The sequence below is a fragment of the Aerococcus kribbianus genome, from assembly GCF_026805545.1.
Lineage (GTDB): Bacteria > Bacillota > Bacilli > Lactobacillales > Aerococcaceae > Aerococcus > Aerococcus kribbianus.
Window position 1 is genome coordinate 59887 of the sequence record NZ_JAPRFR010000004.1, and the last position, 17315, is coordinate 77201.

Below are 17315 nucleotides of genomic sequence, written 5' to 3' on the forward strand. Positions count from 1 at the left end.
ATTTATTCGCCAGCTTTAACTGCTGATTCAATTTGTAATAATGATTTCTTAGCTCCGGGAACATTCCCTTTAATTAAGATAACGTTGCGGTCGGCATCAACTTTAACGATTTCTAAGTTTTGAATCGTTACTTGGTTGCCACCCATACGTCCTGGCAAGGCTTTTCCTTTAAATACTTTAGAAGCATCTGATGCCATACCCATTGAACCTGGTGCGCGGTGGTAATGAGAACCGTGTCCCATTGGTCCACGTGCTTGGTTATGACGTTTGATAGCCCCTTGGAAACCTTTACCTTTTGATGTACCTGTGACATCTACGATGTCTCCAGCTTGGAAAATATCAACTGTTACTTCGTTTCCTACTTCATATTCTCCCAGCTCAACATCTCTAATTTCTTTAATGAAGCGCTTAGGAGTCGTTTCTGCTTTTGCTACATGACCTTTAGCAGGTTTGTTTGATAACACTTCACGTTTGTCGTCGAAGCCTAATTGGATTGCTTCATAGCCATCTGTTTCAGCAGTTTTCTTTTGCAATACAACATTTGCTGTTGCTTCAACAACTGTTACAGGGATTAATTCACCTGATTCAGTAAAGAATTGTGTCATACCTACTTTTTTACCTAAGATTCCTTTAGTCATGAGTACACCTCCGTTAATTTATTTTTATATATTGGGTTAACTAATTTATATGCTGATATTATAGTTTGATTTCAATATCAACGCCTGATGGTAAGTCTAGTTTCATTAAGGCGTCAACTGTTTTTGGTGTTGGGTTAACGATGTCTACTAGACGTTTGTGAGTACGCATTTCGAATTGTTCACGTGAATCTTTATATTTATGTGGTGAACGAATTACAGTGAACAATGAACGTTCTGTTGGTAATGGTACTGGACCAGAAACGTCTGCACCTGTACGTTTTGCAGTTTCAACAATTTTGCTTGCTGACTGATCTAATGCGCGATGTTCGTATGCTTTTAAACGAATACGAATTTTTTGTTTTGCCATGACTTTTTCCTCCTCGTCACAATTTAATAATTTGACTTGCTCCGCGTAAAAACCGGCGCACCCCAATGGCAATGCTCCCGGGTGTGTCGCAACCTTACGCATCAAAGCTCCTTGATTTAACAACGTTTGTTCTCAAATCAAGTGACTGTCATAAAAACAGCACTCTTGATAGTATACAGGAATTAAAGTTTGAAATCAAGGCTTTTCTATTGTTTTTTCTATTTTTTTCAATTCTGCTTTTCCATGTCAACGCTACCTAGTGTATCATTATTCAATTTCGGAAACAAGTCCCTCTTTCAGCCGTACCGAGCCAAGAAAAAAAGGCTTGAGACCAAGTCTCAAGCCTTTTAATTAACTAAGTAATTTAGTTAGAATTATTCTTTAATTTCAGTAACTACACCGGCACCTACAGTACGTCCACCTTCACGGATAGAGAACTTAGTTCCGTCTTCGATAGCGATTGGGTGAATTAATTCAACGTCCATAGTAACGTTGTCACCAGGCATAACCATTTGTACATCGTCTGGTAAGATTACTACACCAGTGATGTCTGTAGTACGGAAGTAGAATTGAGGACGGTAGTTAGTTAAGAATGGTGTATGACGTCCACCTTCTTCTTTGCTTAATACATAAACTTCAGCAGAGAATTTCTTATGTGGAGTAATTGAGCCAGGTTCAGCCAATACTTGTCCACGTTCGATATGATCACGAGTTACACCACGTAGCAATGCACCGATGTTGTCACCAGCTTCAGCTGATTCCATTTGTTTACGGAACATTTCCACACCAGTAACAGTTGTTTTGTTAGTTTCTTCAGCGATACCAACGATTTCAACTTCGTCACCGACTTTAACTTGTCCACGTTCTACACGACCAGTAGCAACTGTACCACGACCAGTGATTGAGAACACGTCTTCGACTGGCATCATGAATGGTTTGTCAGTTTCACGGTCTGGTTCTGGAATGTATTCGTCAACTGCTTCCATTAAGTCAAGAATGTTTTGTTCTTGTTCTTCATCACCTTCAAGGGCTTTAAGAGCTGAACCAACGATTACAGGAACATCGTCTCCTGGGTAATCGTATTCAGATAACAAGTCACGAACTTCCATTTCAACCAATTCGATTAATTCTTCGTCATCAACCATGTCTGATTTGTTTAAGAATACTACGAAGTAAGGTACCCCTACTTGACCAGCCAATAGGATATGTTCACGAGTTTGTGGCATTGGACCATCAGCTGCAGATACAACTAAGATCGCACCGTCCATTTGAGCTGCACCAGTGATCATGTTCTTAACGTAGTCCGCGTGTCCTGGCGCATCGATATGAGCGTAGTGACGGTTAGCTGTTTCATACTCGATATGAGAAGTATTGATTGTGATTCCACGTTCTTTTTCTTCTGGAGCGTTATCGATTGAAGCGTAGTCTTTAGCTTCACCAAAACCATTTTTAGCTAAAACAGTTGCGATAGCTGCAGATAAAGTAGTTTTACCGTGGTCAACGTGTCCTAATGTCCCAATATTAACATGGGGTTTGGTACGTTCGTATTTTTCTTTTGCCATTTGTAAATTCCTCCTAAGAATTGAAATTATCTTTATACAAAGATTTCCATAAGTACATTATAGGGAAAGGCCCTATAAAAATCAAGGCTAAGACTAGCTTAAAGCCTTGCTTTAATTATCATCAGCAGAGAATACTGGGTCTCTGCTGACGACCATTAACTGGTTAAATTATTCTTGGCTTTGTGAACCGTATTGTTTCACAATTTCAGCTTCAATAGATTTTGGTACTGGTTCATAGTGATCAAATGTCATTGTGAAAGTACCGCGTCCTTGAGTGGCTGAACGCAAGGTTGTTGCATAACCGAACATTTCTGATAATGGTACCAATGAATGAATCATTAAGGCATTACCACGAGGTTCTTGTCCTTCGATACGTCCACGACGAGCAGAAACATGTCCCATAACGTCGCCTAGGTATTCTTCAGGAACTAGGATGTCAACCTTCATCATTGGTTCAAGGATAGCTGGTTCAGCTTTCTTGGCTGCATTCCGTAGAGCTAATGAAGCAGCAACCTTGAAGGCTGTTTCAGATGAGTCGACATCATGGTATGAACCATCATATAGTTTGGCCTTGATATCAACCATTGGGAAGCCAGCAATGACACCATTTTCAAGCGCATCTTTAAGTCCAGATTCAACAGCTGGGATATAGTCTTTTGGCACTACCCCACCGACGATGGCGTTTTCGAATTCGAATCCTGCTCCTTCTTCGTTAGGAGTAAATTCAATCCAAACGTCACCATATTGACCTTTACCACCTGATTGACGAACAAATTTACCTTGCGCTTGGGTTGGTACTGTGAATGTTTCACGGTAAGACACTTGTGGTGCCCCAACAGTTGCTTCAACGTTAAATTCACGTTTCAACCGGTCAACAATGATATCCAAGTGCAATTCACCCATACCGGCGATAACAGTTTGGCCTGTTTCGTGGTTAGTTGTTGCTCTGAATGTAGGGTCTTCTTCAGCTAGCTTACCAAGAGCAATTGACATTTTATCTTGGTCAGCTTTAGTTGAAGGTTCGATAGCAACTTCGATAACTGGTTCAGGGAATTCCATTGATTCCAAGATCACTTGGTTGTCAGTGTCACATAGGGTGTCACCAGTACCAGTGTCTTTAAGTCCTACTGCAGCTGCAATGTCACCAGAGAAGACTTGGTCAACCTCAGAACGTGAGTTGGCATGCATCAACAGGATACGTCCCACACGTTCACGTTTATCTTTGGATGCATTTTGGATATAAGATCCAGATTGCAAGGTACCAGAATAAACACGGAAGAAAGTTAGACGACCTACGAATGGGTCAGTCATTACTTTGAAGGCTAGCGCAGAGAATGGTGAATCATCGTTAGCGCGTACTTCGATTTCTGCTTCTGGATCATCAGCACGATGTCCCACAATAGGAGGAACGTCAGTTGGTGCTGGTAGATAGTCGATAACACCATCTAGCATCAATTGTACCCCTTTGTTCTTGAAGGCAGAACCACAGTAAACTGGGTAGAACTCAACGTCACATGTTGCTTGACGAATAGCTGCTTTCAATTCTTCAACAGAAATTTCTTCCCCTTCAAGGTATTGCATCATAATGTCTTCATTGACATCAGCAATTGCTTCGATAAGGTTTGTACGCCATTTTTCAGCTTCTTCTTGGTATGATTCAGGGATGTCGCGTTCTTCATAAGTTGAACCGTCATCTGAAGTATAAATTTCGGCCTTCATAGTCACCAAGTCAATGATACCTTCGAATTCATCTTCAGCACCAATTGGTAATTGTACTGGATGAGCATTAGCTTGTAAACGTTCATGTAGAGTATCTACAGAATATAAGAAGTTCGCACCTAATTTATCCATTTTGTTAACAAAAACAATCCGTGGAACACGGTAAGTTGTTGCTTGACGCCATACTGTTTCAGTTTGTGGTTCAACACCTGATTGGGCATCAAGTAAGGCAACAGAACCGTCAAGTACCCGTAGAGAACGTTCAACTTCGACTGTGAAGTCTACGTGTCCTGGAGTATCGATGATGTTAACACGGTGACCATTCCATTGAGCAGTTGTCGCTGCAGATGTAATGGTAATACCACGTTCTTGTTCTTGCTCCATCCAGTCCATTTGTGAGCCACCATCGTGAGTTTCACCAATTTTATGGATCTTACCGGTATAGTACAAGATACGTTCAGTTGTCGTAGTCTTACCAGCATCGATGTGGGCCATGATTCCGATATTTCTTGTTTTCTCAAGAGGGAAGTCTCTTTTAGCCATTAATCCTTACTCCTTTATCATTAAAATTACGTTTATTTGGTGTTCCTCATTCATTATATAGGAATAGGAACCTGAGATACACCCCAAAATTGGGTTTTTCTAAAAAACGTATTACCAACGGAAGTGAGCGAAAGCTTTGTTGGCTTCTGCCATACGGTGAGTTTCTTCACGTTTTCTTACAGCTGCACCAGTGTTATTGGCAGCATCCATAATTTCACGTGCTAAACGTAATTCCATTGTGTTTTCACCACGAAGGCGAGCGTAGTTAACTAACCAACGTAGAGCTAGGGTTTGACGACGTTCTGGGCGAACTTCCATTGGTACTTGGTAGTTTGATCCCCCAACACGACGAGCTTTAACTTCTAACACTGGAGAAATGTTTTCCAAGGCTTGTTCAAACACTTCCATTGGGTCATTACCAGTTTCTTCTTTGATCATGTCAAAAGCGTTATATAAGATAGTTGCTGCAACACCACGTTTACCATCAACCATAATACGGTTAATTAAACGAGTGACTAATTTTGAATTATAAATTGGGTCAGGCAATACATCACGTTTTGCCACATGTCCTTTACGAGGCATTTATGCTCCTCCTTCCTTGATTAGTTCTTAGGTTTCTTAGCACCGTATTTAGAACGGCTTTGTTTACGGTCATTAACACCCGCTGTATCTAGGGCACCACGAACGATGTGGTAACGAACCCCTGGCAAGTCCTTAACACGACCACCACGGATAAGCACAACACTGTGTTCTTGTAGGTTATGACCAATACCTGGGATATAGGCAGTCACTTCAATCATGTTAGACAAGCGTACACGAGCGTATTTACGCAAGGCAGAGTTCGGTTTCTTAGGTGTCATGGTTCCGACACGAGTACAAACGCCACGTTTTTGTGGTGAGTTGTTATCAGTGAATTTTTTCTTCATTGAGTTGTAGCCTTTACCAAGTGCTGGAGAGTCTGATTTCTCGCTAACACTCTTACGAGGCTTACGTACTAATTGATTAATAGTAGGCATTTACTATTTTCCTCCTTTCCCTTTACGGGAGTTTTTAGTCCACACATCCAGGTGTGCCATTTTTTCGAAAAAGAAAAAAAGAATGTTAATTCTTTTTCTGTGCTCTGTGTTCCAGTCAGCACGACTGTCTTTTGTTTACAGGAATCTGTCCACAAAAAGCACCTTTATTAGAATAGCACGACTACCCTCTTGAGTCAAACTTTTTTACAAAAAAATATCAGACAAATAAAAAGGCTGGAAGAAAAACCCCAGCACTCTTTACTTGATAGAAAAATTTATTCGATTCCATGAATAATTAATTTGACCAATACTTATTATAAAGTTTATCAATCACCAGTGCCATAGCATTATCTGCTGACACATTAGTAGCGGTCCCAAAACTATCTTGAGTCATATAGAGAGAAATCAATAAACTTGCTGTGGCACCGGATGGATCTAAACCAACCATACCAATATAAGGTAAGGCAGACATAATCCCACCTCCTGGCGCTCCTGGAGCAGCTACCATGGCAATTCCCAAGGTGAAAATAAAGGGAATAAACATAGAGATACTAGTGGGTAAACCATTTAATAATAGAACAGCGTATATTATTGATACAATCGTTGTCACAGATCCTAAAATGTGAGCAGTAGCACCAAAAGGAATAACAAAGTTAGCAATTTTTTCTGATACACCATTCTTCTTGGCAATCTTAAGATTTACTGGAATAGTGGCTGCTGAAGATTGGGTCGCTGCCGCCGTCATGTAACCTGGCACTTGATTTTTCAACAATTGCCAAGGTTTTTTGTGAGTATAAGCACCTGCAAGCCCATACCAAACCACTAAATAAAGAAAATGCAATAAAAGAACAATAATATAAACCTTCCAAAATACCGACAAGATACTAAATACTGAACCTGAATAGGATAAGTTAGCAAAGTTACCAAAAACAAAAATCGGAATACCTGGAACGACAAAATGGCCTAATAAAAAAGCAATGCAAGCAGAAAAATCTTTAAAGAAAGCATAGATAGTCTCTCCAACATCTTCGCGATTTTGACGCAACCAAGACATAGCTAAACCCATCATAAAGGCAAACACAATCGCTCCTGTCACGTCTAACATAGGCTCCAAGGGAATAGTGAAAATAGGTTCAATCTTAGCCTCTAACTCACCAATATTTACTACATCAGGATTAATAAAGTGTGGAAATAAACGACTAACAATGAGTATAGTTGCTGTTCCACCAATAATAGTTGATAAGTAAGCAATTCCCGTGGTATACCCTAGGAGCTTGCCCGCCCCTTCTGTCAAGTCAGCAATTCCTGTCACAACAAAAGCCACTACCATTAAAGGAATGATAAAGTTCAAAATAGATGAGAAAAAGGCTGAGATGGTTACCGGTATAGCAAAGAAAATTTCTGGTAAAAAATGCATTTGCCCATAAATAATCCCTGCTATTATTGCGATTAATAATTTTTGAATTAATGTTAATTTAATACGTCGCTTTTTCATAAATCCTCCACTAACCAACAAGCCCTAAATTATTGATAAAAACGCTTGTGATAAGATAATTTTCATAAACTATTAATTAATCCTAGAATATATTGACTGAAAATTCAAGCATACTTTTTTCTTATATTAGCACGATTCATTTCGAGCACTTAGCGAATTTGGGCGTCATATCATTAAAGTAACCTCTTTCAAAACTACTAATAATTTTCGATAGCAAATTTAGAAAAATAAAAAGAGAGTGCGATAAAGTAACACTCTCTTTACTCCCGTTCATAATGAGCCATCAAAATGGCGTCTGTCATTTTTGTCTTCTTCCAATATAATCGCTCCCTTAATGCGATTAACTCACATCCTTTTAGTCAATACTATCTTTCAAAATATGCTTATGGTAAATCTTATCAACTACTAAGGCAATGGCATTATCACCAGAAATATTCAAGGCCGTACCAAAAGAATCCTGAGTCAAATACAGGGAAATCAGTAAACTCGCTAATGTGCCACTAGGATCGATTCCCACCATACCCAAAAATGGCAATGCTGACATAATTGCCCCACCTGGTGCTCCTGGCGCCGCTACCATAGCTACACCCAAAACAAAAATAAAAGGTAAGAAACTAGCAAAGCTCACTGGCATTTGATTTAGGAGCAATACTGCATAAACAATCGACGTAATAGTCGTAATTGACCCTAACATATGGGCAGTTGCACAGAAAGGAATCACAAAATCACGAATCACTTCTGACACGCCATTTTTCTTAGCAGTTTCTAAGTTAATAGGGATTGTCGCTGCCGATGATTGGGTTCCTACTGCAGTCAAATAAGCGGGCAATTGGTTTTTAATCAGCTGCAAAGGCTGCTTACCAGAATAAAGCCCTGCACCGCTAAACCAAACAAACATATAAATCCAATGTAAAAGCAAAATAATCAAGTAAACTTTCCAGAAGGCAGATAAAACATAGAAGACAGATCCTGAATAAGACAAGTTAACAAAATTACCAAAAACAAAAATTGGGATACCTGGTACAATCAAATATTTCAACAAATAACTAATAATATTAGAAAAATCAGCAAAAAATTGGTGGATAACTGTTCCTCGATTAGTGCCTTGCTGACGTAACCAAGAGATACCTAACCCCATTAAGAAGGCTAATATAATGGCTTGAGTGACATCTAAGATGGGCTCTAAGGGAATAGTAAACAGCGGATCAATTGCGGCTTCAATTGCAGTAATTTCACCAGTCTGCTGATTGAGTATCAAAGGAAAAAGATAAGAAATTACAACTAAGGTGACCGTTCCCCCGATAATTGTCGACAAATAAGAGAGTCCTGTCGTTAAACCCAACAACTTTCCTGCTCCTGCGCTCAAATCGGAAATACCGCTCACCACGAAGGCCACTACCATTAGCGGAATAATGAAGGATAAAATAGCCGAGAAAAAGGCCGATAGGGTAACAGGTATAGTGAAGAACAAACTAGGCAAAAATTTTAACTGACCATAAATAATGCCCAAAAAAATTGCCAACAACAACCGGGGAACTAAGCCTAACTTCTTAATCGCCATAACAAGGACCTCCATATAATCATTTTATAGACTTAAAATATTGCTTATTAGCAGATATTCATCATATTATACCTAGGCAAAAACAGAAGCGCAAGCGCAATTTAGCCAGAACGCCGTATTTTCATTTGCTTTTTTAACTAAAAACTCTCCCCAATTAACCAGTAAAATCACTGGAGTTGGGAAGAGTGATAGAAATTCTTTTTCTTTAGTTGTCTAACGATTAATCTTCAATATTACGCATAGTTGGGAATAATAAGACATCACGGATAGATTGGGAATCAGTCAATAACATTACCATTCGGTCGACCCCAATTCCTAATCCGCCTGTTGGTGGCAAACCAGATTCAAGCGTTTCTAAGAAGTCTTCATCTAATGGATGTGCTTCATCATTACCCAATTCTTTTTCTTTCATTTGGGCTTCGAAACGTTCCCGTTGGTCGATTGGATCAGTTAACTCGGTAAAGGCATTACCTGACTCAGCACCTACGATAAATAACTCAAAACGGTCAGTGAAACGACCATCTTTTTCATTCTTACGTGCTAATGGTGATACCGCAGTTGGATGACCATAAATGAAAGTTGGTTGAATTAACTTATCTTCTACAAATTCTTCAAAGAATTCATTAACCACATGACCAAATGAGGCATGATCATCCACGCTAACATTATGTTCTTTGGCTAATTGACGGGCTTCTTCATCAGTCATTTCAGCCCAGAAATCAACACCGGTAGCTTCTTTGATCGCATCTACCATATGAATACGCGCCCATTGACCACCTAATTCAACATTTTGACCGTCATAAGTAATACTAGTTGTACCTAATACTTTTTGTGCTACATGTTGGAAGAGGCCTTCAATAAGATCCATAATTTCGTACATAGCGGTGTAGGCAGTATATACCTCAATCATAGTAAATTCAGGGTTATGAGTCGTATCAATCCCTTCATTACGGAAGACACGGCCAATTTCATAAACTTTTTCCATACCCCCAACAACTAAACGTTTAAGGTGTAATTCTAGAGCGATACGCATGTAAAGCTCCATATCCAAAGCATTGTGGTGAGTAATAAACGGACGTGCATTGGCTCCCCCAGCAATATTATGTAAGACAGGGGTTTCCACTTCAAGGTAGCCTTGGTCATCTAAATAATGACGAATTTCTCGAATAATTTGAGAACGTTTAACAAAACGATCAAAACTATCCCGGTTAGAAATTAAGTCTAAATGACGATGACGGTAAATTTGTTCTACATCAGTTAAACCATGATATTTATCAGGTAAAGGTCGCAAAGCCTTTGTGAGGTGGACTAGTTGACTGGCCTTAACAGAAAGCTCTCCCGTATTGGTCCGCATCACTTGGCCAATTACACCAATAATGTCCCCTAAGTCAGCCTTACGCCAAATATGATCGTAAGCTTCTTCGCCAACTCCATCTTGGCGGACGTAAATTTGCATTTGTCCAGACATATCTTGGATATGGCCAAAGCCTGCTTTCCCTTTTCCACGTTTAGAAACCAAGCGACCAGCAATAGTAACGTTGGCTGCTTTTTCATTTAACTGATCTTTATCAAAGGTTTCATAAGCATCGTGAATATCTTGGGCTAAGTCTTCACGTTTGAAACCAGAAGCAAAAGGATCAATTCCATTGGCACGCAATTCTTCCATTTTTTCACGACGCACTAGCAATTGATCATTTAATTGCTCGTCATGATTTTGTTGTAATTCATCTGACATGCATAACTCTCCATTTCCTTAGTTTTTAATCTTACTCTAATCATCGCAAGTCGCTAATCAAAAAGCAAGTAAATTTGTCGCATACGGCCATTATTTTACCAAATATTCCTTGAAAAGAAAAGCCTAGGAGCTAGGTGCCTCCCCACTGCTAAAGGGTGTGATGAAAAGCGGGAGGACGGAATCGTTGGACCAAAAGACTGAAGATAGCGTGTAGCCGTCAGAGAGTTTTGGGAAGCTGACTAAGAGATTAATGTCCATATATTACAAAGAGGCTGGGAGTTTTTCCCAGCCTCTAATATTGAAATTTAACGACTTTTATTGATTCTTACCCTTATTCAGCTGAGAAAACACCAGTGGATAAGTAACGTTCACCTGTATCTGGTGCGACAACCACTACTTGTTTCCCTTTGCCTAAACTTTTCGCAACTTCAATGGCTCCAGCAATCGCAGCGCCAGATGAAACACCTAGGAGAAGGCCTTCATTAATTCCCATCATACGAGTGGTTTCTTGAGCTTTTTCAGTAGATACTTGAATAATTTCGTTATATAAGTCAGTGTCTAAAACTTTAGGCACAAAACCTGCCCCAATCCCTTGAATCTTATGTTGGCCAGGTTCGTTCCCACTTAAAACAGCGGATTCAGTTGGTTCTACTGCAAATAACTGCACATCAGAACGCACTTGGCGTAGGGCATGACCGACACCAGTGATTGTTCCCCCTGTACCTACACCAGCAACGAAGGCATCAGGAGCGCCACCTAAGTCTTCAACAATTTCTGGACCAGTGGTTGCTTCATGGACTGCTGGGTTAGCGGCATTATCAAATTGGAACAGCATAATATAGCCGTCTTCTTTGGCCTTAGCTTCTGCTTGGGCAATGGCTTCTTTCATACCACCTTCACCTGGAGTTAAGTTAATCTTAGCCCCATAAGCACGCATAAGGTCTTGACGTTCCTTAGTCATAGTTTCTGGCATGAAAATTTCAACATTATAACCTTTAGCGGCTGCAACCATAGCAATACCTACACCAGTATTACCAGAGGTCGCTTCCACAATTGTGTCGCCCGCTTTCAGTTTACCCTCTTGTTCCGCAACTTCAACCATATTAAGAGCAATACGATCCTTAACACTACCACCAGCATTAAAAGATTCTAATTTTACAAAAACATCTGCTGCATCGTGGGGTAATGATCGTTGCAATTTAATCATAGGCGTTTGTCCAATTAATTCTGTTACGTTATTTACAATATTGACCATTTAAATACCTCTTTTCAAATTTATTTAAATTCATCTTAAACGATATTTAAAGTAGGGTAAACTATTCTGCTTACAAACTACATTGTAGAATTATAAGCTGAAAGAACATGACACAGTTACTAGTTGACTTACTTTGCAGCACGGTTTTCAATTATTTCGCTTTTTTATAAATATTTTCAAGCTCTTCTTTATCAAAGTGATATTTGCTGTTACAGAAGTGACAAACAGTTTCGGCTTGGCCGTCTTCCTGAATGATACTAGCGATTTCTTCTTTTCCTAAACTCGCTAATCCTTTTGCAAAGCGCTCTTTAGAACAATCACATTGGAAGCCAACTTGCTTTTCTGCGAGGTATTTGATGTCGTCGGTGCCTAATAAAAGAGCAATAATATCTTCAGGGCTCTTGCCTTGGTCTAATAATTCAGTCACGGGAGCAACAGCGCTCACTCCTGCTTCTATTTGCTTAATGGTTTCTTCGCTCGCGCCAGGCATAACTTGGATCATCCACCCGCCAGCATTAATAACCTTCTCATCAGGGCCTACCAAGACACCTAGACCAATAGCTGAAGGGGTTTGTTCAGAAACTGTCAAGTAGTAGGTTAAATCCTCAGCAATTTCTCCGGAAATAATAGGGCTTTGGCCAACAAAGGGTTCTTTAAGTCCTAAATCTTTGCTTACTGTGACTTGGCCATTTCTTCCCACCGTTTTAGCCACGTCAATCTTATCATCAGCATTAGCAGGCAAGGATAGGTGTGGCGTATCAATATAACCCTTAACATGACCTGAGCCATCTGCAGCGGCTATAATTCGTCCAGCGGGGCCATCGCCATGAATCTTGATTGATAAACGACTATCATCCTTAATATCTGCCCCCATTAAGGCTGCGCCAATCAAAGTTCGCCCCAAAGCAGCAGTAGCTGATGACCAGGTATCGTGTTTGACTTGCGCTTGACTAACTAAGTCAGAAGCATCCATGCAGCTAATTCGGATTGTATCGTCGAAAGCCAATGCTTTTACTAATTTGTTCATAATTTCCTCCTTAAAAGACAAAGTGACTGAGACAAGCCCAGCCACTTTTGATTAATTTAAAACTACTCTTCTTCGTTATCATCATCACGGTCTTGTTGCACATAGGCATTGCGACCTTGGTCTTCTGATAACTCATCGTCTTCATATTGATTTGAATCATTCTCTTTTGAAGACTCTTGCTCTCCTTGATTAACTCGAGCTTCTTTTTCCGTTTCTTGACGGTCTTTAAGTTGCCGTTGCATTTCACGTTTCACTTCATCGTAGCTCTTAGCATCTGATTCCACTTCTTGATCAGAACCAGCTTCATCAGGCATTTGTCCCGTTTCAAAGAGTGATTTAATCGTTTTCGCATCGAGAGTTTCAAGTTCAAGCAATTTTTCAGCGATTAGATTTAATTGATCACGGTGTGAAACCAAGATGTCCATGGCTTCTTGCAAACAATCATCCATAAAGTCTCTGACTTGCTCATCAATTTGGGCAGCCACGCGGTCAGAGTATGCCTTACCTTGTGAATAAGGAGAAGACGCTCCACGCATCGAATAATTACCTTCATAACTTACGGGACCGAGTAAATCGCTCATACCGTATTCGGTAATCATGGAACGGACAATACCTGTCGCTTGTTCAAAGTCATTCGATGCCCCTGAAGTTTGGGTACTAAAGACAACTTGTTCAGCTGCCCGACCACCCAAGAGACCAACCACTTGTTCACGCAAGTCTTTCTTGGTGTAAATATATTGGTCCTCTTTCGGTAGCATAATGGCATAACCACCGGCTTTACCACGGGGCACAATAGTTACCTTATGCACCACACGGGCATCAGATAATACCATACCAACGATGGTATGACCCGCTTCATGGAAGGCCACCATTTGCCGTTCAGCTTTAGAAATCACTTTATCTTTCTTGGCAGGACCGGCAATAACACGGTCTTGCGCTTCATCAATATCGACCATATCAATTTGTTTTTTATCCACACGAGCCGCAACTAGGGCTGCTTCGTTAAGCACATTCTCTAATTCGGCACCAGTAAAGCCAGGTGTTTGTTGAGCCAACATCTTCAAATCTACATCGTCAGCGAGACGTTTATTACGCGCATGAACTTTAAGAATAGCTTCGCGACCTTTAACATCAGGACGTCCTACTAGAATTTGGCGGTCAAAACGACCTGGACGTAGCAAGGCATTATCAAGGACATCAGACCGGTTGGTGGCTGCCATCACAATAACATTATCCTTGTCAGTGAAACCGTCCATTTCTACTAGCAATTGGTTTAAGGTTTGTTCCCGTTCATCATGACCACCGCCAGTACCTGGCCCACGTTTACGTCCTACCGCATCAATCTCGTCAATAAAAACGATGGCAGGCGCATTTTTCTTCGCATTTTCGAAGAGGTCACGGACACGACTAGCACCAACACCAACAAACATTTCGACGAATTCAGAACCTGAGATTGAATAGAAAGGGACACCTGCTTCTCCAGCTACAGCCTTGGCCAGTAAAGTTTTACCTGTTCCTGGAGGGCCTTCTAGCAAGACACCCTTAGGAATACGCGCTCCAAGTTCTTGGTACTTGCTAGGATCTTTTAAGAAATCCACAATCTCAACTAATTCTTGTTTTTCCTCATCCGCACCAGCAACATCTGAGAAACGTACTTTGACTTTTTGTTTAGATTGGTCAACCGCACGAGATTTCCCCATTGACATAGGGTTATTACGACCGCCACCTTGGCTTTGATTAAACATCATATAAATAATGATAACGAAGAAGACAATTGGAATAGCTGAGAAAATCAAACTCAACCACATACCAGATTGGTCTTCTTCTAAGGTTTCCATAGCTGTATCCGAATCACGAGCAGTCTTAGAAATTGTCGCTAAAGTGGTATCATTAGGTAAGATATTTGTAACAAATTGTTGAGCAGGTTCGTTTTCTGTATTGTTAAAAATAGGAATACCGGAATCGGTCTCAGATTCTTGATCAGAATCTTGTTTTTCATCTTGGCGATATTGCCCAGAAATTTCATAAGCTCCTGCCTTAGGTTGCAAGGTAAATTTCTCTACCTCTGAATTTTCAAGCTTTTGGACAAATTCACTTTGGCTAAGTTCCTCGGTGCCTGCTGTCTCATTACCATTTGTGAGGGCATGCACAATACCCATCAAAGCAAGGAAGACCAGCACCCAGAGAAAGCCATTTTTAAAGAAGTTATTTGGCCGTTTTGGTCTTTTTCTCTGCATTTAATTTCTCCGTTCTATTTCAATTTTAATTAAATAAGTGGGCATAAACATTAGGTTTCAAAATCCCAATATAAGGAAGTCCCCGATATTGTTCGTCGAAGTCCATACCGTATCCCACAACAAATTTATCCGGTATTTCAACGCCGACATAATCAACAGTCACGTTTGCAGTCCGTCGCTCTGGTTTATTTAAGAAAGAAACAACCTTCACAGATTCTGCTTGACGATGCAAGAAAAGGTCATGAATTTTAGCTAAAGTATTGCCCGTATCAACAATATCTTCAACAATAATCACATGACGACCAGCCACATCAGTGTCTAAATCTTTTAAGATTTTCACCTGACCTGATGACTCCATTCCGCCCCCATAACTAGACAAATCCATAAAATCAATTTCTAAGGGGCATTGCATTTGACGAACTAAATCTGCTAAGAAAACAACTGACCCCCGTAAAATACAAACCACCACTGGATTTTTATCTTGGTAATCCTTGGTTAATTCTTGACCTAAACGTTTCACGGCAGCATCGATTTCCTCAGCAGAAATTAAAACCTCTTCAATATCCGGATTCATTGCTGGGATCCTCCTTTATATTCATTGTATATTCTAGCAAATGGCCATAGTTATGCCAACTTATTCGCTTTTTAAAGTCATATGCCTTATTCTAACACTTTTTGCTGAATCTGAAAGCATTTATAGAAAATTGACTAAAATTATTCCATAAAGAGCATGTTGATTGTTAGCATTTTGGGCCCATTCTGCTTGATAAATCAGCTGATTTTCCCAAATTAAGGCGTAAACCAAGCCTTTATCATCAGCCAAGACTTGAACTTGGTCACGCTTGGCTTGGGGCCATTTATTATTGATAAAATACCGGCGCAATTTTTGATGGTGACCATTCGTTAAACGCAAATAATCGCCCGCTTGTCGCGCCCTAAAATAGATACCATTTGAGGGTTGACCCAAGTAAAAAACAACTTGCTTGTTTGAAGACATCTCCAAAGCGCTAGCTCCAGACAGAAAAGCGAGCGAAAGATAAGCATTTACTGCTTTTTCTTGGCCTAATGTCAGTTGGACGTTTTGACTGGGTGGCCAGATATGAACCCGGTCATCACGGTGGAAAAGTATAATAAAATCATAATTCTTTACTAAGCGGTAGTCACCTGGCAAGGTCCACTCCCCTTGGCTAGAGCGATGCAAAAAGGTAAACAAATCTTGATAACCACTTTGGGAAAAACTTCTCAGTGCTTCGATAGTGGTGTAGGTAAAAAAAGCCTGTAATATCAAGATTGCTTGACTTCTAGGACGGGCCAAAAGCAGTGATATATCCATACGATAAGCATAGCCATCCCATGTGACATGTTCTCTGAAATACTGCTCCAAGAAATCATGGTGTAAACTAAGTAAGGCTTGCATCTCTTCCGCAAAATTGGCAAGATAGCTTTGAATTTGCGGAGCTTCCGCTTCTAAAGCTGGCAAAGTTTGATGACGGAGACGATTGCGGAAATAGTCTGTGCTCTGGTTACTTTCATCTTCATAATAAGTCAGCCCTTCATTATGGGCGAGTGCATAGAGTTCATCTTTGCTTATATCTAACAAAGGCCGAAATATTTGATTATAAGAATGGTCGTGGTGGAAGCTTGTCAAAGGTTTGATTCCAGCAATAGCTTCCAACCGTTTACCTTGCATGAGCCGCATCATCACAGTTTCTGCTTGATCATTAAGATGATGACCTGTTAGCAAGTAGTCGAGCTTTTCCTGACCCATAATCGCTTTAAAATTAGCATAACGAAATTCTCTTGCCAAGGCTTCCACCCGACTATCTAGAGGGGGATGATGCCAAATACGGACATGGAGCGGAATCTGCCGAGAATGACAATAGTCCACGATAAAATCTTGCTCAGCTTGGGAAGCCGACCGCAAACGATGATTAATATGAACGACTTGGAATTTAATGTCCTCATGGTCTGCCAAATATTCAAAGGCCGCCAACAAGGCCATTGAATCAACTCCCGTTGATACTGCTAGTAAATACGTTGCTGATTGCCAATCAGGCAATTCGACTAGCATGCGCTCTCTAATGTGGTCAGCTAAATCAACAATAGTCATTTACAAACACTCCTAAATAATCGCCGTCAGAAGGAAAGCTGGGACATCAG

At 40.4% G+C, this 17315-nt stretch carries 14 protein-coding genes; all 14 read right to left on the reverse strand.

Annotated features, from left to right (window positions below):
* Positions 1–2: 2 nt before the first annotated feature.
* The 14 genes from rplC to tilS all read right to left on the reverse strand — a co-directional run bounded on the left by rplC (position 3) and on the right by tilS (position 17265).
* Positions 3–638 carry a 50S ribosomal protein L3 gene (gene rplC, locus OW157_RS07395; RefSeq protein WP_268752671.1) on the reverse strand — a complete coding sequence of 212 codons (636 nt, stop codon included), beginning with the start codon at positions 636–638 and terminating at the stop codon, positions 3–5.
* A gap of 58 nt (positions 639–696) precedes the next feature.
* Positions 697–1005, reverse strand: a complete 309-nt coding sequence (rpsJ, locus tag OW157_RS07400) for a 30S ribosomal protein S10 (RefSeq protein ID WP_268752670.1) — start codon at positions 1003–1005, stop codon at positions 697–699.
* Positions 1006–1379: 374 nt separating this feature from the next.
* Positions 1380–2567, reverse strand: a complete 1188-nt coding sequence (gene tuf, locus OW157_RS07405) for an elongation factor Tu (protein ID WP_268752669.1) — start codon at positions 2565–2567, stop codon at positions 1380–1382.
* A 168-nt stretch (positions 2568–2735) separates the two neighbouring features.
* Positions 2736–4829 (reverse strand): elongation factor G, encoded by a 2094-nt coding sequence (fusA, locus tag OW157_RS07410; protein ID WP_268752668.1) that lies wholly within the window; start codon positions 4827–4829, stop codon positions 2736–2738.
* A gap of 111 nt (positions 4830–4940) precedes the next feature.
* Complete coding sequence (gene rpsG / locus OW157_RS07415) at positions 4941–5411, reverse strand: 30S ribosomal protein S7 (protein WP_268752667.1); 471 nt, start codon at positions 5409–5411, stop codon at positions 4941–4943.
* Between the two features lie 20 nt (positions 5412–5431).
* Positions 5432–5845 carry a 30S ribosomal protein S12 gene (gene rpsL, locus OW157_RS07420; protein ID WP_268752666.1) on the reverse strand — a complete coding sequence of 138 codons (414 nt, stop codon included), beginning with the start codon at positions 5843–5845 and terminating at the stop codon, positions 5432–5434.
* Between the two features lie 295 nt (positions 5846–6140).
* Positions 6141–7340 carry a cation:dicarboxylate symporter family transporter gene (locus OW157_RS07425; protein WP_268752665.1) on the reverse strand — a complete coding sequence of 400 codons (1200 nt, stop codon included), beginning with the start codon at positions 7338–7340 and terminating at the stop codon, positions 6141–6143.
* Positions 7341–7695: 355 nt separating this feature from the next.
* Entirely contained in the window at positions 7696–8901 is a 1206-nt protein-coding gene (locus tag OW157_RS07430; protein ID WP_268752664.1) for a dicarboxylate/amino acid:cation symporter, read from the reverse strand.
* Between the two features lie 220 nt (positions 8902–9121).
* Complete coding sequence (gene lysS, locus OW157_RS07435; protein WP_268752663.1) at positions 9122–10636, reverse strand: lysine--tRNA ligase; 1515 nt, start codon at positions 10634–10636, stop codon at positions 9122–9124.
* A 331-nt stretch (positions 10637–10967) separates the two neighbouring features.
* Entirely contained in the window at positions 10968–11891 is a 924-nt protein-coding gene (gene cysK / locus OW157_RS07440; protein WP_268752662.1) for a cysteine synthase A, read from the reverse strand.
* 151 nt (positions 11892–12042) lie between these two features.
* Complete coding sequence (hslO, locus tag OW157_RS07445) at positions 12043–12921, reverse strand: Hsp33 family molecular chaperone HslO (protein ID WP_268752745.1); 879 nt, start codon at positions 12919–12921, stop codon at positions 12043–12045.
* Between the two features lie 59 nt (positions 12922–12980).
* Positions 12981–15155 (reverse strand): ATP-dependent zinc metalloprotease FtsH, encoded by a 2175-nt coding sequence (ftsH, locus tag OW157_RS07450; RefSeq protein ID WP_268752661.1) that lies wholly within the window; start codon positions 15153–15155, stop codon positions 12981–12983.
* A gap of 25 nt (positions 15156–15180) precedes the next feature.
* Positions 15181–15729, reverse strand: a complete 549-nt coding sequence (gene hpt, locus OW157_RS07455; protein ID WP_268752660.1) for a hypoxanthine phosphoribosyltransferase — start codon at positions 15727–15729, stop codon at positions 15181–15183.
* A 120-nt stretch (positions 15730–15849) separates the two neighbouring features.
* On the reverse strand, positions 15850–17265 hold the full coding sequence (gene tilS, locus OW157_RS07460; RefSeq protein ID WP_268752659.1) for a tRNA lysidine(34) synthetase TilS: 1416 nt from the start codon (positions 17263–17265) through the stop codon (positions 15850–15852).
* Positions 17266–17315: the final 50 nt, after the last annotated feature.